At 62.4% G+C, this 21,295-nt stretch carries 19 protein-coding genes; 8 read left to right on the top strand and 11 right to left on the bottom strand.

Annotated features, from left to right (window positions below):
- Positions 1 to 8 precede the first annotated feature (8 nt).
- Positions 9 to 1,007, top strand: a complete 999-nt coding sequence (locus tag NKJ09_RS03440; RefSeq protein WP_023719415.1) for a GlxA family transcriptional regulator — start codon at positions 9 to 11, stop codon at positions 1,005 to 1,007.
- A gap of 112 nt (positions 1,008 to 1,119) precedes the next feature.
- The gene (locus NKJ09_RS03445) at positions 1,120 to 2,787 is read left to right on the top strand and encodes a vWA domain-containing protein (RefSeq protein ID WP_352493827.1); all 1,668 of its coding nucleotides are present in this window, start codon (positions 1,120 to 1,122) and stop codon (positions 2,785 to 2,787) included.
- A gap of 48 nt (positions 2,788 to 2,835) precedes the next feature.
- Here the strand turns inward: NKJ09_RS03445 and edd are convergent, their stop codons facing one another.
- From edd to zwf, 3 genes are all read right to left on the bottom strand, one after another.
- Complete coding sequence (gene edd / locus NKJ09_RS03450) at positions 2,836 to 4,659, bottom strand: phosphogluconate dehydratase (RefSeq protein ID WP_352515890.1); 1,824 nt, start codon at positions 4,657 to 4,659, stop codon at positions 2,836 to 2,838.
- A 73-nt stretch (positions 4,660 to 4,732) separates the two neighbouring features.
- Positions 4,733 to 5,446 carry a 6-phosphogluconolactonase gene (pgl, locus tag NKJ09_RS03455; RefSeq protein ID WP_352482394.1) on the bottom strand — a complete coding sequence of 238 codons (714 nt, stop codon included), beginning with the start codon at positions 5,444 to 5,446 and terminating at the stop codon, positions 4,733 to 4,735.
- Positions 5,428 to 6,897, bottom strand: a complete 1,470-nt coding sequence (gene zwf / locus NKJ09_RS03460; protein ID WP_023719411.1) for a glucose-6-phosphate dehydrogenase — start codon at positions 6,895 to 6,897, stop codon at positions 5,428 to 5,430. The genes pgl and zwf overlap by 19 nt, the downstream gene beginning before the upstream one ends.
- 274 nt (positions 6,898 to 7,171) lie before the next feature.
- On the opposite strand from zwf, the gene NKJ09_RS03465 reads away from it, so the two are divergent.
- Positions 7,172 to 7,918: an SDR family oxidoreductase gene (locus tag NKJ09_RS03465; protein WP_352493829.1), complete on the top strand. Its 747-nt coding sequence runs from the start codon at positions 7,172 to 7,174 to the stop codon at positions 7,916 to 7,918.
- A gap of 67 nt (positions 7,919 to 7,985) precedes the next feature.
- On the opposite strand, the gene NKJ09_RS03470 is transcribed toward NKJ09_RS03465, so the two are convergent.
- The 4 genes from NKJ09_RS03470 to NKJ09_RS03485 form a co-directional block, all read right to left on the bottom strand.
- Entirely contained in the window at positions 7,986 to 8,786 is an 801-nt protein-coding gene (locus NKJ09_RS03470) for an SH3 domain-containing protein (protein WP_245278604.1), read from the bottom strand.
- Between the two features lie 259 nt (positions 8,787 to 9,045).
- Positions 9,046 to 10,332: an NAD(P)/FAD-dependent oxidoreductase gene (locus NKJ09_RS03475; RefSeq protein WP_352493830.1), complete on the bottom strand. Its 1,287-nt coding sequence runs from the start codon at positions 10,330 to 10,332 to the stop codon at positions 9,046 to 9,048.
- Positions 10,333 to 10,429: 97 nt separating this feature from the next.
- The gene (locus tag NKJ09_RS03480; protein ID WP_352493831.1) at positions 10,430 to 10,798 is read right to left on the bottom strand and encodes a four helix bundle protein; all 369 of its coding nucleotides are present in this window, start codon (positions 10,796 to 10,798) and stop codon (positions 10,430 to 10,432) included.
- Between the two features lie 59 nt (positions 10,799 to 10,857).
- Entirely contained in the window at positions 10,858 to 12,291 is a 1,434-nt protein-coding gene (locus NKJ09_RS03485) for a glutamine synthetase family protein (RefSeq protein WP_352493832.1), read from the bottom strand.
- 168 nt (positions 12,292 to 12,459) lie between these two features.
- Between NKJ09_RS03485 and NKJ09_RS03490 the strand changes: the two genes are divergently transcribed.
- Positions 12,460 to 13,176: an HAD family hydrolase gene (locus tag NKJ09_RS03490; protein WP_352493833.1), complete on the top strand. Its 717-nt coding sequence runs from the start codon at positions 12,460 to 12,462 to the stop codon at positions 13,174 to 13,176.
- A 32-nt stretch (positions 13,177 to 13,208) separates the two neighbouring features.
- Here NKJ09_RS03490 and NKJ09_RS03495 read toward each other — a convergent pair whose 3' ends face one another.
- Positions 13,209 to 13,598: an ANTAR domain-containing protein gene (locus NKJ09_RS03495; RefSeq protein ID WP_156948085.1), complete on the bottom strand. Its 390-nt coding sequence runs from the start codon at positions 13,596 to 13,598 to the stop codon at positions 13,209 to 13,211.
- A gap of 431 nt (positions 13,599 to 14,029) precedes the next feature.
- Between NKJ09_RS03495 and NKJ09_RS03500 the strand changes: the two genes are divergently transcribed.
- On the top strand, positions 14,030 to 14,491 hold the full coding sequence (locus NKJ09_RS03500; protein ID WP_023719403.1) for a RidA family protein: 462 nt from the start codon (positions 14,030 to 14,032) through the stop codon (positions 14,489 to 14,491).
- 64 nt (positions 14,492 to 14,555) lie between these two features.
- Here the strand turns inward: NKJ09_RS03500 and NKJ09_RS03505 are convergent, their stop codons facing one another.
- Positions 14,556 to 14,798 (bottom strand): SMc00767 family acetate metabolism repressor, encoded by a 243-nt coding sequence (locus NKJ09_RS03505; RefSeq protein ID WP_352482385.1) that lies wholly within the window; start codon positions 14,796 to 14,798, stop codon positions 14,556 to 14,558.
- A 61-nt stretch (positions 14,799 to 14,859) separates the two neighbouring features.
- Positions 14,860 to 16,149, bottom strand: coding sequence for an isocitrate lyase (gene aceA / locus NKJ09_RS03510; protein ID WP_023719401.1), 1,290 nt, complete (start codon positions 16,147 to 16,149; stop codon positions 14,860 to 14,862).
- 239 nt (positions 16,150 to 16,388) lie between these two features.
- Here aceA and NKJ09_RS03515 point away from each other — a divergent pair, with 239 nt between their 5' ends.
- On the top strand, positions 16,389 to 17,840 hold the full coding sequence (locus NKJ09_RS03515; protein WP_352482384.1) for a helix-turn-helix domain-containing protein: 1,452 nt from the start codon (positions 16,389 to 16,391) through the stop codon (positions 17,838 to 17,840).
- Between the two features lie 43 nt (positions 17,841 to 17,883).
- Here NKJ09_RS03515 and NKJ09_RS03520 read toward each other — a convergent pair whose 3' ends face one another.
- On the bottom strand, positions 17,884 to 18,675 hold the full coding sequence (locus tag NKJ09_RS03520; RefSeq protein WP_352493834.1) for a class I SAM-dependent methyltransferase: 792 nt from the start codon (positions 18,673 to 18,675) through the stop codon (positions 17,884 to 17,886).
- 201 nt (positions 18,676 to 18,876) lie between these two features.
- On the opposite strand from NKJ09_RS03520, the gene NKJ09_RS03525 reads away from it, so the two are divergent.
- The gene (locus tag NKJ09_RS03525; protein WP_352493835.1) at positions 18,877 to 19,824 is read left to right on the top strand and encodes a DMT family transporter; all 948 of its coding nucleotides are present in this window, start codon (positions 18,877 to 18,879) and stop codon (positions 19,822 to 19,824) included.
- Between the two features lie 352 nt (positions 19,825 to 20,176).
- Complete coding sequence (locus tag NKJ09_RS03530) at positions 20,177 to 21,277, top strand: polyamine ABC transporter substrate-binding protein (RefSeq protein ID WP_023719396.1); 1,101 nt, start codon at positions 20,177 to 20,179, stop codon at positions 21,275 to 21,277.
- Positions 21,278 to 21,295 lie beyond the last annotated feature (18 nt).

A 21,295-nucleotide genomic window follows, 5' to 3' on the forward strand; every position in this document is an offset into this window, starting at 1 on the left:
CAGCGTCCTTGCCGAACCTCACTGTTCCCTTAGAACGGCCGGTCACCAATGATCCCGTTCAGGGCGGCCGGCAGTTCGGGTTTCTGCTGGTCGACAAGTTCTCCATGTTCTCGCTGGCCGCGGCAATCGACACGTTCCGGTCGGCGAACCGGCTGCTCGGCCGCGATTTCTATGGCTGGACGACGGTGTCGGCCGACGGCGATGCCGTCATGGCTTCCAACGGCCTGCCGCTCAAGATCGACTACGCCGTTGTCGATCTGCCGCCGGTCGATATCCTTTTCGTCTCGGTCGGGCTGACGACGGAATTTCCCGGCAAGAGCAAGGTGCTGGCGGCGCTGCGCAGCTGGGGCCGGCGCGGCAATGCGCTCGGCGCGCTTTCGGTCGGCTCCTATTTGCTTGCCGAAGCAGGCCAGCTCGATGGCTATCGCTGCACCATCCATTGGGAAAACCGCGCCGGGTTCCTCGAACGCTTTCCGGACATCAACTGCACCGGCAACGTCTTCGAGATCGACCGCAAGCGCTACACCTGCGCCGGCGGCACCACCTCGATCGACCTGATGCTGGAAATCGTGCGCGGCGATTTCGGCTCGAGTCTCGCCAATGGCGTCGCCAACCAGTTCCAGCATGAGCGCATCCGCTCGGCCGGGGACCGCCAGCGCGTCGGCCCGGAACGCGACCTGACCGGCAAGTCGGAGAAGCTGCGCCGCATCGTCGAGCTGATGGCCGACCATCTCGACGAGCCGCTGTCGGCGGTGCAGCTCGCCAAGTCGGCGGGCCTGTCGGTGCGCCAGGTCGAGCGCCTGTTCCTGCGCCATCTCAGTGTGACGCCCGGGCGCTATTACATGCGGCTCAGGCTCGAGCGGGCGCGCGAATTGCTGCGCCAGACCAACATGCCGATCCTCGACGTGGCAATCGCCACCGGCTTCACCTCGCATTCCTATTTTGCCCAGAGCTACCGGCTGCAATTCGGCCGGCCGCCTTCCGAGGAACGCCGCACGACCTATTGAGGGTTTGGCAGAGAGGCGACGCAGCTTCGTACTCCGTCCGGGCTTGTGTCGCGACGCGGCGTCAAATAGCGTTCCGGCGCCGAACGGCGGCGACTGACGGGGGAGATTTTTGATGGCGGGATTTGTGCGGAGCGTCGCTGCGGCGGCCCTGTTGCTCTGGACGACGGGGTTCGGTTTCGCCGCCGATCGCGTCATCGTCATTCTCGATGCCTCCGGCTCGATGTGGGCGCAGATCGACGGCAAGCCCAAGCTCGAAATCGCCCGTCAATCGCTGCGGAACGTGCTGCAATCGGTCCCGGCCGATGAGGAAATCGGCCTCATGGCCTATGGCCATCGCGACAAGGCCAGTTGCGACGACATCGAACTCATCGTGCCGCCGCAGGCAGGCTCGGCAAGTGCGATCTCAGCCGCGGCCGACAGCTTGAAATTTCAGGGCAAGACGCCGCTGACCGCCGCTGTCAAGCAAGCGGCGGAAGCATTGAAATACACCGAGGACAAGGCGACGGTCGTTCTCATCACCGATGGCATCGAGACATGCAGCGGCGATCCCTGTGCGCTCGGCAAGGAGCTTGAGGCTGCCGGCATCGACTTCACCGTCGATGTCGTCGGCTTTGGCCTGACGGCTGCCGAAGGCAAGCAGGTCGCCTGCCTGGCCGATAACACCGGCGGCAAATATATCGAAGCATCGGATGAAAAGGCATTGCAGGACGCCCTCGTCGAGACCGTTGCGCCGCCGCCATCCGCTCCTGAACCGGCTGCCGCCCCGGAGCCTGCTCCCCAGCCGGCGCCTGCCCAGCCGGCGGAGTCCAATTTCGTGCCCACCGTCGTGCTTGCCGAAGGTGGCGATCCCGTCACCGACGGCAATGCCTGGGAGATCTATAAGGCGAATTCCGACGGCACGCGCGGCGATCCCGTCGCCACCGAGTACGGTGCCTACAAGGGCAATCTGGAGGCGGGCGACTATATCGTCGTCGCGCGCGCCGGCGAGGCCAAAGCCGAACAGAAGATCAAGATCGAGCCTGGCCAGGTCGCCAAGCCGCTCTTCACGTTGAATGCCGGCACGCTGGTTATCCACCCGCGGCCAAGCGAAGGGGCGGACGTTGACGGCGGCGCGGCGGTCGTGATCGCCTATCCAGGCGTCGACACCCTGCCGACCTACTATGGCGACACGAAAGTCGTGCTGCCGGCCGGCGACGAGAAGGTGACCGTCACGATCGGCCAGGGCGTGGTTACCGAGACGGTCCCGCTTGCCGCCGGCAGGGTCATCGACAAGGATATCATCGTCGGCGTCGGGCATGTCGTCGCCAACGCCTACTATGCTGCCGGTGGCGACAAGGCCGAGGGTTCTGGCGTCGGCTTCAAGGTGTTCCAGGCGAAAAAGGACATCGGCGGGACCAGGCAGGAGGTGACCTATGCCTACGGCCCCGACAGCAAGTTCGATCTGCCGCCCGACGATTATGTAATGGTCGCGACCGTCGATCTCGCGGTGGCCGAGCAGCCGTTCAGTGTCAAAATTGGCGAACATCAGGATCTGAAGATCGCCATGAACGCCGGCGTGCTGGCGATCACCGCGCCAGGGGCCTCGAAGATCGAGATATTCGAGGCCAAGAAGAACATCGATGGAACCCGCAAGTCGGTCGGCTACGCCTATGACCAGAAGTATCAGGCCACCTTGTCGGTTGGCGACTACGCGGTGGTTTCGGAGAAGTCGGACAGCAGCTCGAAGGAAGGCGCGGTAACGGTCAGGGCCGGCGCGCGAGCCGAGCTGACGGTTCAATAGATCCAAGGGAGAGCGGCCACCAGCCGCTCTTCCTCATGGCCGAAAAAGTCACGCCACGCCGAAGGCGCTCGCGCCATGGTCGGCGCGGCCCACCATCTGCCGGAACCCGGCGAAGAGCTCCCGGCCGAAGCCGAATTCATTGCCTATGAGGTCGCTGTCCGCGGGCCGGCGCAGTGCGAAATCGCCGGCCGGCACCAGCACCTCGAGCGTTCCGGCCTCGGCGTCGAGCCTGATAATATCGCCGTCATGAATCCTGGCGATCGGCCCGTCCTCCGCCGCTTCCGGCGTCACGTGGATCGCCGCCGGCACCTTGCCGGAGGCACCCGACATGCGCCCGTCGGTAACCAGCGCCACATGCTGGCCGCGGTCCTGCAGGATGCCGAGCACGGTGGTCAGCCGGTGCAATTCCGGCATGCCGTTGGCCTTCGGGCCCTGGAACCGAATGACGGCGATGAAGTCGCCGGTCAGCGACCCCGCCTTGAACGCCTCGTTCAGCCCTTGCTGGCTGTCGAACACCTTGGCCGGTGCCTCGATGATGCGCCGCTCCGGCTTGACCGCCGATGTCTTGATGACGGCGTGGCCGAGATTGCCTGAAAGCACTTTCAGCCCGCCGCTCGGCTGGAACGCCTTCTTGAACGGCGCCAGCACCTTCTCGTCGCCGCTCTGGCGCGGCGAGGCCTCGCGCACGACGCCGCCATCGGCGCCGAGCTTGGCCTCGACCGCGTAGGGGCGCAGCCCTTCGCCCCACACCGTCTGCACATCCTCATGTAAAATGCCTGCGTCGAGCAGTTCGCGGATCAGGAAGCCGAGCCCGCCGGCGGCGTGGAAGTGGTTCACATCGGCAAGGCCGTTCGGATAGACCCGCGCCAGCAGCGGCACCGCTTCCGAGATGTCGGAAATATCCTGCCAGGTAATGGCGATGCCGGCCGCCGCCGCCATGGCGATCAAATGGATGGTGTGGTTGGTCGAACCGCCGGTGGCGTGCAGGCCGACGATACCGTTGACGATCGAGCGCTCATCGATCATCCGCCCGGCTGGCGTGTAGGCGTTGCCGAGCGCTGTGATCGCCAGCGCCCGCTTGGTCGCTTCCCTGGTCAGCGCGTCGCGCAGCGGCGTGCCCGGATTGACGAACGAGGCGCCAGGCGTGTGCAGGCCCATGATCTCCATCAGCATCTGGTTGGAATTGGCGGTGCCGTAGAAAGTGCAGGTTCCCGGCCCGTGATAGGATTTGGATTCGGCTTCGAGCAGTTCGGCCCGCCCCGCCTTGCCCTCGGCATAGAGCTGGCGGATCTTGGCCTTTTCGTCGTTCGGAATGCCGGTCGTCATCGGCCCGGCCGGGATGAAGACCGCCGGCAGATGACCGAAGGTCAGCGCCGCGATCACCAGCCCCGGCACGATCTTGTCGCAGACGCCGAGATAGACGGCGGCATCGAACATGTTGTGCGACAGGCCGATCGCCGCGGCCATGGCGATCACGTCGCGCGAGAACAGCGACAGCTCCATTCCGGGCTGGCCCTGGGTTACGCCGTCGCACATCGCGGGCACGCCGCCGGCCACCTGGGCGATGCCGCCGGCCTCGCGGGCCGCGTCCTTGATCCGTGCCGGAAACGTCTCGAAAGGCTGATGCGCCGACAGCATGTCGTTATAGGAGGTGATAATGCCGAGGTTCGGCACCCGGTCGCCGCCAAGCGCCACCTTTTCGGAAGGACTGCACACGGCAAAGCCATGGGCCAGGTTGCCGCAGGACAGCACGGCCCGGTTGGCGGTGCGGTTCGAGGCTTCGGCGATGCGGCCGAGATAAGCCTCGCGACCGGGCCTGGAGCGCTCACGGATGCGCTGGGTGATGGCTTCGATGTCGCGTCTTGCGGTCATGGCGGTCGGTCCTTTCAGGCGAGGTCCCGCAAACACCTTCCGGCTGTTGCCGGGACCTGCAGCCAAGTTGAGATCAGGGTGCCCAGAAAACCTCTACGGGCTTTTGAGTTGCATCGAGCACGGCGCGAATGGGCTTTCGTGTTCCAACTCCAAGCGCGGCCTCGAATGCGGTGCGTTTTTCCGCGCCCTCGATATGCAGCGCGATGAAGCCGGCATTGATGATCCGCGCCAGTGACAGCGTCAGCCGCGGCTCGCCGGCGCTTGCCGCGTGAACCGGAAGCACGATCCTTTGCGACGACGGATCGAGCAATCTTGCCAGGTTGTCGGCATCCGGAAAGAACGAGGCGGTGTGGCCATCAGTTCCCATGCCGAGCACAACAACATCGAGGGGCCAGGGCAGCACTTGCAGCGCCTCACTGTCGGAGACCGCTGCGCCCGCGATAGTTGCCGCAGCGTGGTAGAGCGGCACGAAATTCGCGGCGGCGGCCGCGTTCTGCAGCAGGTTGGCGGCAACCAGACCGGCATTGGAGCGCGGCGACGAGGGCGGCACGAAGCGCTCGTCGACCAATGTTATCGTCACCTTTTCCCAGGCGATAGGAACGGTCGAAAGCGCCGCGAAGAATTTCGCCGGCGTCGTGCCGCCCGAAACTGCAAGCAGTGCCGTGCCGCGCTCGGCGATCGCCTTTGACAGGCGGCCGGCGACGTGGCCGGCAAGCGCTGTCGCCAACTCCTGGCGTCCGGCAAATTCGTGCCAGTTGTAGGCGCCGCCTAATTGCTCTCGTGCCATGTCCGCCCATCGCGTTCGATCAGCGCAATCGAGGCCGAGGGGCCCCATGTGCCTGCGGTGTAGCCTTGCGCCTCTTGCCTTCCGCTTTCCCAGGCGTCCTGGATCGGGTCGATCCATTTCCACGCAGCCTCGACCTCGTCGCGGCGCATGAACAGCGTCTGGTTGCCACGGATGACGTCCATGATCAGCCGCTCATAGGCATCGGGCGCGCGGCCGTCGAAGGATTGCGCAAAACTCATGTCGAGCGGGATCTGGCGCAGCCGCATGCCGCCCGGGCCCGGATCCTTGATCATGATGAACTGCTTGACGCCTTCGTCGGGCTGCAGCCTGATGACCAGTTGGTTGGCGGAGACCGGCCCGGCGCTCTCGCCGAAGATCGAATGCGGGATTGGCTTGAATTCGATAACGATCTCCGAAACGCGGGTCGCCAGCCGCTTGCCGGTGCGGAGGTAGAACGGCACGCTGGCCCAGCGCCAGTTGCCGATCTCGGCCTTGAGCGCAACGAAGGTCTCGGTGTTGCTGTTCTTGCCGAGTTCCTCGACATAGCCCTTCACCGGCCCGCCGGCCGAGGCGCCGGCACGGTATTGCCCACGCACCGTGTGCTTGGGCGCTTCGTTGCCGTTGATGCGTTTCAGCGCCCGCAGCACTTTCAGTTTTTCGTCACGGACGGCATCGGCGTCCATCGACGACGGCGCCTCCATGGCGACGAGGCAGAGCAGCTGCAGCATGTGGTTCTGTACCATGTCGCGCAACGCGCCAGCCTTGTCGTAATAGGTGACGCGGTCTTCCAGGCCGACCGTCTCGGCCACGGTGATCTGCACATGATCGACATTGGCGGAATTCCACAACGGCTCGTAGAGCGCGTTGGCGAAGCGCAGCGCCATCAAATTCTGCACCGTCTCCTTGCCGAGATAGTGGTCGATGCGGAAAATCTGGCTTTCATGGAAGTCGTCGCCGACCAGGTCGTTGAGCGCGCGCGCCGAAGCGAGATCGCGGCCGATCGGCTTTTCCAGCACGATCCGCGAATTCGGCGTGATCAGCCCGTGCTCCTTCAGCTTGTGCGAGATGTCGCCGAATAGCGCCGGCGCCACCGCCAGATAGAAAGCGCGGATGTGTTCGCTGTCGCCGATCGCCTTCTTCAGCCTGTCGAAGCCGGCACCTGTGGTTGCGTCGGCCGGGACATAGGAGAGCCGTGCGAGGAACGTTTTCAGTTCCGTGGCGTCGATATCTTCCGGTTTCACATGATCGGCAATCGCCTGCCTGGCGAAAGACTGGAATTCCTCATCGGTCATCTTCGAACGTGATGTGCCGATTATGCGCGTCGGCTCGGAAAACTGGTGGTCGCGCTGCCGGTGGTACAGTGACGGCAGAAGCTTGCGTTCCGACAGATCGCCGGTGCCGCCGAAAATGATAAAGTCGAAAGGGTCGACGGGGATGATCTGGCTGGTCATGGTCTGTCCGCTCTGACGCCGGTCGCGATAACGCGGCTGATATAATCTAATCGATTTAAACTTGCCAGTGTCATTGCGTCACATCCGCGTGTGCTCTTGACACCGGCTCTGGCCGGAGGCTTGTCGGCAAGCGATGCTTCCGGGAGCGTTCGCAGGTGCAGCATAGAGCGGGATCAAGGCGAAAGCCAAAGGAGAAATCGGCAATGGACACACATCTTTCGATGGCCATGGCCAAACGCGTCGTCGATCGTCTTCAACGATGAGTGAGAAAGGCATGCGCCTCCAAAACAAGGTCGCCATCATCACCGGCGCTGCCTCGGGTTTTGGCGAGGGCATGGCCAGGCGCTTTGCCGAGGAGGGCGCGCGGGTCGTCGTCGCCGATCTGAACGCCAAGGACGCAGAGCGCGTCGCCGGCGAGATCGGCGAAAAGGCGATCTGGACCCAGACCGACGTCTCGCTGCGGTCCGAATTCGACGACATGGTCCATGCTGCAATGAGCGTCTTCGGTCGCATCGACATCATGGTCAACAATGCCGGTTACACCCATCGCAACGGTGACATGCTGGAAGTCGACGAAGCGACCTTCGACCTGATCACGTCAGTCAACATGAAGGCAATCTACAACGCAGCACTTGCCGTGGTGCCGGCCATGGAGCGGCAAGGCGGCGGCGTCATCCTGACGACGGCTTCCACGGCCGGTATCAGGCCGCGGCCTGGTCTCACCTGGTACAACGCATCGAAGGGCTGGGCGATCACCGCGACCAAATCGATGGCGGTGGAACTCGCGCCAAAGAACATCCGTGTCAACTGCCTGTGCCCGGTCGCCGGCGAGACCGGCATGCTTGAGAAATTCATGGGCGCCGACACACCCGAGATCCGCGAGAAGTTCCGCGCATCGATCCCGCTCGGCCGGCTTTCGACGCCGCTTGACGTGGCCAATGCCGCGCTTTGGCTCGCATCGGATGAAGCAGCTTTCATCACCGGCGTGGCGCTGGAAGTCGACGGCGGCCGTTGCATTTGAACCCCTAGGCCATCCGGCGACAGGCGGCTGATGGCGAGCGATCCGAGCCGCGATCGCTCTGTCTGTCCTACGCCCCGGTTTTGACGTAGCTCTTGTAGACCCAGCCGCGCTTGCCGTTGTAGACGATCTGGCACCACTGCTTGCAACTCATCACTTGCACCGAGGTCTTGGCCGGCACGGTGAGAATGGCGGCCGCATTCTTCTTTGGGCCGGTGCGCATGGTGACGGATCTCAGGATGCGTCCGGTACCGGCAGTATTGGTTTTTCCGGATTTTGCCTTGGTGCTGTTGTCGTCTTCGCTCGCGGACTGCGTCGGCAGTTGCGGCTTGGGTGTGGGGATGGCAGCGGTCTGCGCACCGTCGGGCCCTGTGTTTTTCGTCGAGCTGCCGGGAGCCGCCACCTTGGCAAACAATGCCGCAGCGTCGGGTTTCGCTGCCGGATCGGCGAATGCCACCGAAGCAGACGATTTATCGGCCGCCTGATCGGTCTGGCTTGCCAGTTGGTCGGATGCTGCTGTGGCGGCGGCCGATGCCGTCTTTGGTCCCGTCCAGCGGGGATCGTTGGGAGCCAGCGCCGGTATGTCGGCTTCCGCCGCGGCCACCGCCGGGGAAACCGCGTCGGCCTTGCCCGTCGTCCGCGGCGCCGCAGCGACCTTGGAAGGCATGATCTTCGTCGTCTTGACCGGAATGGTCGGAACGGTCTGCTCAGGGCTCGCCGCCGCCTGTCGTTCATTGGCCGGCAAGGCCAGCCACAGCGCCACTGCGGCAACGCCGAGCAGTGCTGCCGTGCCAAGCGCAGCGATCACGAGATGCGCGTTCGACCGGACCCCGTGCCAGAACGTCGGCCGCATATCGTAACCGAATTGCATCGCAAGGCGCCGTCGTTCCGGCGCACCGAAACTGAAGGGCTCTCTCACACTTGCCACCTCCATTTGCGGGCCGATGTTCTCACGACCGATGCCGGAGAGCCGGCATTTCGATCGGCATCGTTCCCAAACCAAAAGCGGGCAGGCCCGCAAAAATTCCCCGTTCAGCTGCCCACGAGCATCATCTTTCGCCCGCGATTGTGGCATCACTGCGCCCTTGGCGGGGATTCTGCGCCCTGGTTAAGGATTCTGCGACGCCTGGTTAAATCCTGTCCCGCAACGCGTACCAGTTGAGCGCAAGAAAGAGCAGTGGCGCGCGGAAACGCCGGCCGCCGGGGAAAGGCGGAATCTTCAGATCCTCGATCAGCTTCAGCCGGTCGCGGTTGCCGGCGACCGTCTCGGCATAAAGCTTGCCGAAAAAATTGGACAGCATGACGCCGTGGCCGGAATAACCACCGACCGAGATCACATTGGGCATGACTTCGCGCACGAACGGCTTTCTCGGTACGGTGATGCCGACATAGCCGCCCCAGCCATGGGTGATCTCAATGTCCTTCAGTGCCGGATAGATCTCGGCGATCTGCCGGCGGATGTGGATGTGAATGTCCTTGGGATCGTTGACTGCGTAGATCTCGCGCCCGCCAAACAGCAGCCGCCCATCCTTCGATTTGCGGAAATAGCGCACGACGAAGCGCGAATCGTCGACCGCCTCGCCACCCGGCAACACTTTGGAATCGGCGCCCAGCGGTACCGTTGCGCCGATGAATGAGCCGATCGGCATGATATGCGAAGCACTCACCGGCTCGAGCGTGCCGCCATAGGCGTTGACCCCGATCAAGCACTTCCCGGCGATGATCGTGCCCTTCGGCGTCGTCACCCTCACTTTGCCGCCGCCGGAGGTGATGCCGGTCGACGGTGTCTGCTCGAAAAGCTTTGCGCCGGCCTGTGCCGCGACTTTTGCGGTGCCGATCACCAGCTTCAGCGGATGGATGTGGCCGGTGCCCGTGTCGCGGGTGCCGCCGAAATAATGCGTCGAGCCGAGCCGCTCGGCTGTCTCCGCGGCATCCATGAATGAGATGTGCGGATAGCCGAACCGGCTTGCCATGATCTCGGCATGTGCCTTGTAGTCGTCGACATAGCGCTTTTTGTGCGCCACCGACATTTGGCCGGGCATATAGTCGATCTCGATCTGGTGCACCGCGGCGAAGTCGAGGAGATGCGCCTTGGCCTCTTCGGCCAGGTCGAACAGCGCCTTGGCGCAGGAAAAGCCGTATTCCGCTTCCAGCTCCTCTGCCCAGGCCCGCTGTCCGGTGCCGAGCTGGCCGCCATTGCGGCCCGATGCGCCGTCACCGAAACGATGCGTTTCGATAAGCACGACATCCGCGCCTGACTTGGCGAGATGAGCCGCAGCCGACAGGCCGGTAAAGCCGCCGCCGACGATCACCACGTCGCATGTCCGGTCGCCGTCGAGCGCCGGATATTCGGGCCTTGGTCCGGCCGTGTCCTCGTACCAGGAGCGGCCGGGGGAGATTGGGGATTGGTAAGTCATGATGCTCGGCTAGGGGAGTAGGGGAGTAGGGCAGTAGGGCAGTAGGGCAGTAGGGCAGTAGGGCAGTAGGGCAGTAGGGCAGTAGGGCAGTAGGTGTCTATTCAGCCGACAGCTTGCGGATGAGAAGCCGCAAGAGCTTTCCTACGCTCTCGCTGTGAGGCATCAATGATTCGACTGCCTCGCGAGAGGTAATTCCAACCCGTTGCGCGATTAGAAGGTGTGTCTCCAGTTCCTTGAGTGATCCCTGGGGGATCCTGAGAAACTGCTGGTAGGAAGCTCGGCTTTCTCGGCCGTAACCCTCGGCGATGTTGGCTGGCACAGACGTTGCTGCCCGACGCACCTGACCCGTCAGCCCGTAGAGCTCGTCCTTCGGCCAGGTCCTTGTGACTTGGGAGATTGCAACCGTTAGGTCCATGGCTTGCTGCCAGACGATCAGATCCCTGTACGATGCGATCTTGTCCGTCATCCTTGCCCTACTGCCCTACTGCCCTAACTGCCCTACTGCCATATTGCCCTACTCTCCTACTACACATTCAGCAGCAAATACTCCCGCTCCCATGGGCTGATCACTTCCATGAAGGTCTCGAATTCCGCCCGCTTGATCGCCGCATAAGTCGCTGCGAAGGATTTGCCGAGTAGGGCGCAGAGTTCCTCGTCGGCCTCGAACAGGTCGACGGCTTCGAGCAGGCCGCGCGGCAGGTCGATCTCATCCTCATTGGCGGTCGTCAGTACCGGCGGATCGGCCTTGATCTTATTGGTCATGCCGATCAGCCCGCAGGCGAGCGATGCGGCCAGCGCCAGATAGGGATTGGCGTCGGAGGAAGGAATGCGGTTTTCGACGCGCCGCGCTGCCGGGTCGGAGCGTGGCACGCGAAAGGCCGTGGTGCGGTTGTCGTAGCCCCATTTGTTGTTGACCGGCGCCGAGGCCGCCTGCGTCAGCCGCCGGTAGGAATTGACGTAGGGCGCAAACATCACCAGCGCGTTCGGCACATGTTTCTGCATGCCGCCGATGAAGTGGAAGAAGGCCTCGGTCTCCGAGCCGTCCTCCGCGGAAAAGACGTTCTTGCCGGTCTTCTTGTCGATGATTGACTGATGGATATGCATGGCCGAACCGGGCTGCCCCTGGATCGGCTTGGCCATGAACGTGGCATAGATCTCGTGCTTCAGCGCCGCCTCGCGGATGGTTCGCTTGAACATGAACACCTGGTCGGCGAGCTCGATCGGATCGCCGTGACGCAGATTGATTTCGAGTTGGCCGGCGCCCTCTTCGTGGATCAGCGTGTCGATCTCCAGGCCCTGGCTTTCGGAGAAATGATAGATGTCGTCGATCAGTTCGTCGAATTCGTTGACCCCGGCGATCGAATAGCCGGCGCCGCCGCCGATCGGCCGTCCGGAGCGCCCGACTGGCGGGGTCAGCGGGTAGTCCGGATCGGGGTTCTTGCGCACCAGGTAGAACTCGATCTCGGGCGCCACCACAGGTCTCAGCCCGCGTCTGTCATAGGCGGCAAGCACGCGCTTCAGAACGTTGCGCGGTGTGAACTCGACCGAGCGGCCGTCCTGGTGGACGAGGTCGCAGATGACCGCCGCCGTCGGGTCCTCCTCCCACGGCACCACCGTCAGCGTCGAGAGGTCAGGCATCAGCTTGAGGTCGCCATCGTCCTCCGGATAGTGGAAGCCGTTGCCGTCCTCCGGATAACCACCCGAGATCGTCGTCATGAACACCGCCGAAGGCAGGGCAAGCGAGGTGTTGGAGGTGAACTTCTTCGACGGCATCATTTTGCCGCGCGCAACCCCGGCCTGGTCGGGCGTGATGCATTCGATGTCTTCGATGCCGCGCCATTCCAGCCAGGCGCTGACTTCCTTCCAGTTCTTGACGCCACGTTGGTTTTTCACGAAGGCAGGCATGCGGGCGCGTCCTCCGCGGCTCGACGGACGGACTTCCTTTTTTGCAGGCGGCATCAATCACCAGATTTGTTGCAGATTGTGGAGTATAGCCGTTGCCGGCGACCAAAGGGAAGGGGAGCCGGCTGGCGTGCGCCTCGATTACCGGGGGAACACAACGACTTCCGGATAAAAACATCCTGGTCTAGGGTCGGCGTCCCGCAACGCCGCAATTGAAGACGCCGAATGCAACACAGCCGCAAACTGACGACGATCGGCTTCGACGCCGACGACACGCTGTGGCAGAACGAACAGTTCTTCCGCATGACCGAGAAGCGCTTTGCCGCGCTGCTCGCCGACCACGCCGAGGAGGACTGGATTTCGGCAAGATTGCTGGAGGTCGAGAAGCGCAACCTCGCGGTCTACGGCTTCGGCATCAAGGGATTTACGCTGTCAATGATCGAGACGGCGATCGAGGTCACCGAAGGCCACGTGCCTGCCTCAACCATTGCCGAAATTCTCGCCGCGGGCCGCGAGATGCTCAGCCATCCGATCGAGCCGCTTCCCTATGCGCGCGAGACCGTGGAAAAGCTGGCCGGCGCCTACCGCCTGGTGCTGATCACCAAGGGCGACCTCTTCGACCAGGAACGCAAGCTCGCGCAATCCGGACTGGGCGAGTTGTTCCATGCGGTCGAAATCGTCAGCGACAAGAGCGCTGCCACCTATAGCCGGATCTTCAGCCGCTACGGCGATGGCCCGGAAAAGGGCATGATGGTCGGCAACTCGCTCAAATCGGACGTCGTGCCGGCAATCGAAGCCGGCAGTTGGGGCATCCACGTGCCGCATGAACTGACCTGGGTGCTGGAGCATGTCGAGCCGCCGGTCTCAGCACCGCGCTTTCGCCAGATAGCCAATCTCGGTGAACTGCCGGGCCTGATCGAGCGTATCGGCGAGATTGATTGATCAGGTCTGCAGTCGACGCGTCGCGGTAGAGGTCAGTTGCGGCCGAGCCCGACCAGCCGGTCGATCACCGGCTGCAGCCGTTCGGTGGTGATCGGCTTGACGACCACCGCATCGATGACGCTCGACAGGCCCAGGGTCTCCGGAGTGCCGGTCTTGACTGAGAGCAGGATCACCAACGGAAGCGATTTGCCTGACGCCCTTCGCAGCGCATCGATGCCCGACAGCAAGGCGTCGCAGTCACCGTTCTCCGCTCCGCCGTCGAGAACGACAGTGCCGGGAATCAGCGCGTGCAAGGCCTTTGCCGCGGTTTCGGGAGTTTCCGAGATCGGTTTGAGGCCGGACCGCTCAACGATCTTTGAAACCACGACCCGGTTGATCGGTGATTTTCCGACCACCAGCACCCGCGAGAAATCTGGGAGCATCCGCGTCTCCACGCCCCGGCTAACGAACGCCGCCTGCTTTGCAGTCTCGATTTCGCGATTCGCTGGGCACATGGCGGGGCAGGCCGTTGTTCAGTGTTTCAATGCAGGGTTGAAACTTGAGAGGTAATTGGCGTGAGATCGCTGCTCATGTCAAGCTGAAATGGCATATCAGGAGAATATCGCAAGAAACATTAAAATTAAAATTAAGTGCTTTTCTTTGCCGCCGCTCGAAAGGAGAAGTCGCCATTACAACTGGGCAGGCTTCAGCGAAGTTTGGCTGTGCAGCGCGAACGCATCAACTCGCAGCCGTAGCCGGATTGAAGCAGGTTGGATGAAGGCGAGGCAAGTCTGTCGCGAGCTTGTCGCATCGCCTCGCTGGACTATCCTTCCTCGTTGGCTAAGCACGTCTCTTTGAGCGACGGGAGATGACAATGGAACTCGTGACTCATAAGAAATTTAAAAACGGCCGGTTGATGCCATGGGGAAAGGGTACGGTCGTTACCGGCGCAAAGGGGTTTGTCTACCTTTCCGGAAATACCGCGACGGCCGAGGACTACGATCCGATCGGCAAAAGCGGCGGCGGCGCCATTGGCGACGCGGCAGCACAGTGGCGCGCAGTTCTCACCAACATCAAATCAGATCTGGAGGAGCTTGGCAGCGCGCTCGAGCATCTCATCCGGCTGACCTTCTTTGTTAAGGGGCCATTTCCCGATGGCGGCGTTCTGAGCTCCCCCAATTTCCGCTTGGACGTCTTGGACGAATTCTTTGCGGTGCACTGCCCGAAGCACTGCAGCTACAACAACCCGCCGCCCTCGGAAGTTATTGGAGTTGCAGCGCTTGCTCAGTCTGATCTTGTCATTGAAATCGTTGCATTAGCAGCTCTGCCGGACTAGGCAGAGCCGCAGCCTGCGAGGTGCGATAGCATGCGTTCAAAAAGGCGCGGTGCGGTAGAATTCATTAGTCGGGGCTCCGCTGTGTGACGATGACCGGGATCAGCAGATCGCCCCAGTTGCCATCGCCGCCATGGTGACGTGCCGAGCGCACCAGTTCGACCGAGACGCCGGCCTCGACCGCCTTCATCACCGACTGATTGAGCCTGTGCAGATCGTTCGCCAACATGCGAATGGTCGCCTGCTGGTCGACATTCATGCTGGTGGCTTGCTCTTCGGCCCGTTCCTTGACGCGGCTTATCGATGCCATTGGTCTTCTCCTTGTGTTGTCATGCCCGTTTGGGCGTTCCCTCTGTTTGTCTGCTATTCCGCTATTCCGCTGCCGGCCTGAATTGGGCGTGCTCGGTCGATCCATGCATGGCCGTGGTCGAAGACTGGCCACCGGTGATCGCCATCGAGACGGCGTCGAAATAGCCGGTGCCGACCTCGCGTTGGTGCTTGGTGGCAGTGTAGCCATTGGCTTCCGCGGCGAATTCCGCCTGCTGCAGTTCCGAATAGGCCGCCATCTGCCGCTCCTTGTAGCCGCGGGCGAGCTCGAACATGCCGAAGTTGAGCTGGTGGAAACCGGCCAGCGTAATGAACTGGAACTTGTAACCCATGGCGCCGAGTTCCTTCTGGAACTTCGCAATCGTCGCGTCGTCGAGATTCTTCTTCCAGTTGAAAGACGGCGAGCAATTATAGGCAAGCAGCTTGCCGGGATGGTGCTTGCGCACACCCTCGGCAAACGTCCTGGCCTGCGCCAGATCGGGCTTGGAAGTCTCGCACCAGATCAGGTCCGCATAGGGCGCGTAGGCGACGGCGCGGGCGATGCAGGGCTCGATGCCATTGCTGACACGATAGAAGCCCTCCGCGGTGCGGCCGGCGCCATAATCGACGAAGGGCTGGTCGCGCTCATCGATGTCGGAGGTCAAGAGCTGTGCCGCTTCCGCATCGGTGCGGGCCACGACCAGCGTCGGCGTGCCCATGACGTCGGCGGCAAGCCGCGCAGCGTTGAGGTTGCGGATGTGTGCAGCGGTCGGGATCAGCACCTTGCCGCCGAGGTGGCCGCATTTCTTCTCCGAAGCCAGCTGGTCCTCGTAATGGACGCCGGCCGCACCCGCCTCGATGAATGCCTTCATGATCTCGAAGGCGTTGAGCGGCCCGCCGAAGCCGGCTTCGGCATCGGCGACGATCGGCGCGAACCAGGTGTCGACCGACAGCCCCTTGCCTTCGGAAGTCTCGATCTGGTCGGCGCGCTGCAAGGTGCGGTTTATGCGCTTGACCAGTTCGGGCGCCGCATTTGCGGGATAAAGCGACTGGTCCGGGTACATGGCGGAAGCGGTGTTGGCATCGGCGGCGACCTGCCATCCCGACAGATAGATCGCTTTCAGCCCGGCCCGCACCTGCTGCATTGCCTGGTTGCCCGACATGGCACCGAGCGCGTTGACGAAATCCTCTTCATGGATGAGCTGCCACAGCCGGTTTGCCCCCATTTCGGCGAGGCTCTGCCGAATCTGCACCGAGCCGCGCAGCCGTCTCACGTCCTCTGGCGAATACGGCCGTTCGATGCCATCGAAGCGCCCTTGGGGCGCCGACGGGACAAGGTTGTAAAAATCGGTCATTGGTCACTCCAGGCTGGCTTTAATGCCGGTTTCGGAAACGCCGTACAGAAGGAATATGTGCGCCGTGTGCGTGACATCATTTACATGTCGGCACTAGGCAAGCGAGACAAACTCCGAAATTGGCCATGAAATAAGAGAAAACCTGTGTTGTGTTTGACTGATGAGAGCTGTAAATTTGTCATGATTGTAAACGCCGCCATGCCATCAGCGGATGTAAAATTCTTGTCAAGGACAGTCGATTGGCCGACCATAAAATCTTTGCCGGGCCGCGCATTCGTCGCATCCGCAACGCCAAGGGCCTGACCCAGACGGCGATGGCCGAAGGGCTCGGCATCTCGCCGTCCTATCTCAATCTCATCGAGCGCAACCAACGGCCGTTGACGGTGCAACTGATCCTGAGACTGGCGTCCGTCTACAAGGTCGACCCACATGAATTGCAGGGCGAGGCGAGGGGTTCGGTCGCCGATTTGAAGGAAGTGTTTTCAGATCCGTTGCTGGCCGGCGAACTGCCAGGCGACCAGGAACTCATCGAGCTTGCCGAGGCGGCGCCCAACGCTTCCGCCGCTGTGATAAAGCTGTTTCGCGCCTATCGCGAGCAGGCCGCGCGGCTATCCGATCTCAACGAGCTGCTCGCGCGTGAGGGCAAAGCCACCGCACTCTCCGGCGCCCGGCTGCCGATCGACGAGGTGCATGAGATTTTCGAACGCCGGCCGAACCATTTTACCGCGCTCGAAGAGGAAGCCGAGGCATTCACGTCGGTGCTCGATCCCGGCGACGATCTGTTCAGTGCGTTGAAGGCTTGGCTGCGGCGTGAATTCGGCGTCGTCGTCAAGGTACTGCCGGTCGCCACCATGCCCAACTGGCGCCGTCGCTATGACCGTCACTCGCAGCGCCTGTTCCTGTCCGAGCGCCTGTCGCCATTCGATCAGCTGCGCGAGGTGGCTATGGAGGCCTGCCTGATCCGCATGAGCGTTGCTGTCGCTGTCGAGATCCAGGCGCTGAAGCTGGCCACGGACGAAGCCCGCCGGCTCGCCCGTTTCGAGCTCGGCCGCTATGCCGCGCACGCGCTGATGATGCCCTATCAGCCTTTTCACGCCGCTGCGGTCCGCGCCCGCTATGACATCGACATGTTGCGGTCGCGCTTCGGCGTTTCCTTCGAGCAAGCGGCGAACCGGCTGACCACGCTGCAGCGGCCGGGTGCGTCGGGCGTGCCGTTCTTCATGCTCGAGGTCGACAGTGCCGGCAATCGCTTCCGCAAGGCGGGCAGCCACGGCTTTCCGCAAAGTCGCTTCGGCGGCGGCTGTCCGAAGCTGCCGGTCCATACCACCTTCGCCCAGCCCGGCCAAATCCTGGTCGAGGCCGTGGAAATGCCCGATGGTGCGGCGTTTCTCTGCATCGCCCGCACGCTCGAAGGCCCGCAGGGCTCGTTTGCCGAGCGACCGCGCCGCACCGCGCTGCTGCTCGGCTGCGACATCGGTTTTCGCGATGAGATCGTCTATGGAGCAGCGTTGCCGGGGCCGGCCGCCATCGGCAAGGCCGGACAGAACGCCACTGTGTCCGCGACGCCGGTCGGCCCTGCCTGCCGGCTGTGTGAACGCATCGGCTGCCTCGCCCGCGCCGAGCCACCGCTGACACGCCCGCTCGGCCTCGACGAGATGGTGACGGGACTGTCGGCGTTCGATTTTCAGTGACGGCAAACAGAGTTGCCGGGGATCGTGCCGCGGGCGCATTCTTCTATCGGCTACCGCTGCCTATCAGAACGTCCATTTCAATCGTCAGCGGCTCTCCAGGGCTCGGCGAAGCTAGCCCGCGCCAGACCTCCTCGCGCACGATGTGCTTCATATCCGGAGGAAGCTGGACATACTCCTGACCGCTCAATGTTGCGCCCTTGGCGATGCCGCTGAAATAGTCGTCGAAGGACGAGAACTTGATGGGCCGCGTTTCGAGCTGGACGTCAATCTTTCGAAACCCGGCGCGATAGAGCAAATCATGCAAGCATGTGGCGTCGGGGACGGAGAAGAAGCGATTTAGCTTTTCAGCTTTCTCAGGGGCATGGCGGGCGATTACCGCACCTATTCTGGCGAACAACGAACGCTCTGGCGTCGTTGTCACGCTAACTGCAGTCCGGCCGTTGGGGCGCAGAACCCGGCGAAATTCCGAAAGCGCTCCAAGCTGGTCCGAGAAGAACATGAGCCCAAGCTGACAGGTCACTGTGTCGAACCGACGGTCCTCATAAGGAAGCGCGTGAGCGTCGAACGTAGCGAGGGTGATTGGCTGGTCTTTCAAATTGCGTTTGGCGGATTCGAGCATGGCCGGCGAGATGTCGCCGCCAATCACGGCGCCGGAAGGGCCTACAATGATGGCAGCGGCTTGCGCTGCCGCTCCGGTGCCCGTTGCGACGTCGAGCACGCGATGGCCAGGCGCAATCCGTGCTGCCTTCAGCAAGGACGGGATAAACGAGTTCGTCGCACGGGCGAACAACTCGTCATAGCCAATCGCCGCCGTTTTGTAGAATGGCTCATCCATGGGGGCGCCCTATACATTTGCACCGTACGTCGAGCATGGGGCGTCTGTCGATGATCGGGCATCTCTGTGCACCTGTCGGTGCGCCAAATGGAACACGATGCTGGATCACTCCCCATCCCCGTCTTTGCGTTACGCGATTAAGGCACGTTTCTGTCGTCCGCTTTGCATCGTGCCGCCTCGAAACCGCCGACAGTCGTAATCATGACCGACATATCATCACCGCAGATCGCCGTTTCGCCTCCGCGAAATGAGGAGCGTATCGGTTTCCTGCTGGTGTTCCTGTCGGCGCTGATGTGGAGCCTCGGCGGTACCATTGCCCGTTTCATCGATGCCGGCGACAGCTGGACGGTGGTGTTCTGGCGCTCGGTCTGGGCCGCCGCCTTCCTGCTCTGCTTCATGGTCTGGCGCGACGGCTGGCGTGGCACGCTGAAGCTGTTTCGCGGCATGGGCCTGGCCGGCCTTGCGGTGGCGTTTTGTTTCGCCACGGCGTCGACCTCTTTCGTCGTGGCGCTTGCATATACCACCGTCGCCAACATCCTGTTGATGCAGGCCGGTGTGCCGCTTCTGGCGGCGTTGTTTGCCTGGGCGCTGTTTCGCGAGCGGGTGGCCGTGGCGACCTGGCTGGCGATCGCCGCCGTCATTGCTGGCGTCGCCGTCATGGTCTCGGAATCGCTCGATGGCGCCGTATCGCCGATCGGCGATGGGCTGGCGCTGCTCATTGCCGTTATGTTCTCGATCGCAACCGTCATCACGCGCCGCTTTGCCCATGTGCGCATGACTCCGGCGACGTGCCTCGGGACGATGCTGGCGGCCGCCTTCGCGGCATCGCAGGCGTCGGCACTGGGCGTTTCCAGCCACGATATGGGCTTCCTTTTTGCCTTCGGCGTGGTCAATCTGGGGCTCGGCCTCGTCTTCTTCGCCACCGGCGCCCGGCTTGTTCCGGCCGCCGTGGCGGCGCTACTCGGCACGTTCGAGCCGATCCTAGGCCCGATCTGGGTTTGGCTCATTCATTCCGAGGTGCCGTCGGCGCGCACCATCGTCGGCGGTGCGGTCGTCATCACGGCGCTCCTCGTCCATATCGGGCTCGAATTCAAGCGCCAGACGCGGCCGCAGCGGGCGGGCGTCACCGGTGTGCCTTCGCCTAATTGATGCAGCGCGCGCGCCAAAGCGAGATGGACCATTGACAATGTCGCAGCCGCGCGGGCAGGCTGCGATCACGGCAACAACAAGACAGGCGTATCTTGCCAAGTCTCCATGCCGGCTGCATCGAGGCCGGACAACATCGTCGTCTCCCTGCGCGCGCCGTAGCGAAAGCTTCTGACGGCGCCGCAACACCACCAGCGCCACGCCAAGTCTTCACTGTCGCCTCGTCGCCGAACCATAATGGCGCCGGCAATTCGCGCTTGTCGCCTGCCTGCAAGCTCAATACCCTGAAGCAAATGCCCAGCCGGGCGCACGCCGCGACGAGCTGGCGACGGAACACTCATCAAAGGAGAATAGCATGACCCGCAAAGCGCTCTGGCTTTCGGCGACTTCGGCGTTTCTGGCAGTTTTTACCTTGGGCGCGCATGCCGAGGACCGTGTCGTCAATGTCTTCAACTGGTCGGACTATATCGACAGTTCGATCATCGACGACTTCACCAAGGAAACCGGCATCAAGGTCGTCTACGACACCTATGATTCCAACGAAATTCTCGAAACCAAGCTGCTTGCCGGTGGTAGCGGCTACGATGTCGTGGTGCCGACGGCAAGCCCGTTCCTGGCCCGTCAAATCCAGGCCGGGGTATATCAGAAGCTGGACAAGTCGAAGCTGCCCAACCTTTCCAATATGTGGAACGTGGTGATGGAGCGGGTTGCGAAGTTCGACCCCGGCAACGAATACTCGGTCAACTACATGTGGGGGACCACAGGCATTGGCTACAACACCGAGAAAGTGAAGGAAGCCCTCGGCGTCGACAAGATCGACAGCTGGGATGCGGTCCTGAAGCCGGAGAATATCGCCAAGCTCGCCAATTGTGGCGTGTACTTCCTGGATTCGCCTACAGACATTTTTCCGACTGTGCTGAACTATCTTGGCCTCAAGCCTGACTCGACCTCTCCTGACGACCTTGCCAAGGCCACAGAACTCATGCTGAGCATCCGGCCTTCTATCCGCAAATTCCATTCGTCGGAATACATCAACGCGCTCGCCAATGGCGACATCTGCGTGGCTGTCGGATTTTCGGGGGATCTCTTCCAGGCCCGCGACCGTGCGGCGGAAGCGAAAAAGGGGGTCGACATCGCCTACACGATTCCAAAGGAAGGTGCGGAAATGTGGTTCGACGAAATGGCGATCCCGGCCGATGCACCGCATGTCGCCGAGGCACACGAATTTCTGAACTACATGATGAGACCAGAAGTTATTGCCAAATCCACCAACTTTGTCTTCTACGCCAATGGCAACAAGGCCTCTCAGCCGCTCGTCAGCAAGGAGATCCTTGATGACCCGGGCATTTATCCGGATGACTCGACGCTGGCCAAGCTGTTCACTGTCGGTCCATATGACCCCAAGACGCAACGTCTCGTCACCAGATCGTGGACCAAGGTCATCACGGGACAATAGTGATCTGACGCGACCCCG

The sequence above is a fragment of the Mesorhizobium sp. M0189 genome (assembly GCF_040322135.1).
Taxonomy (GTDB): Bacteria; Pseudomonadota; Alphaproteobacteria; order Rhizobiales; family Rhizobiaceae; genus Mesorhizobium.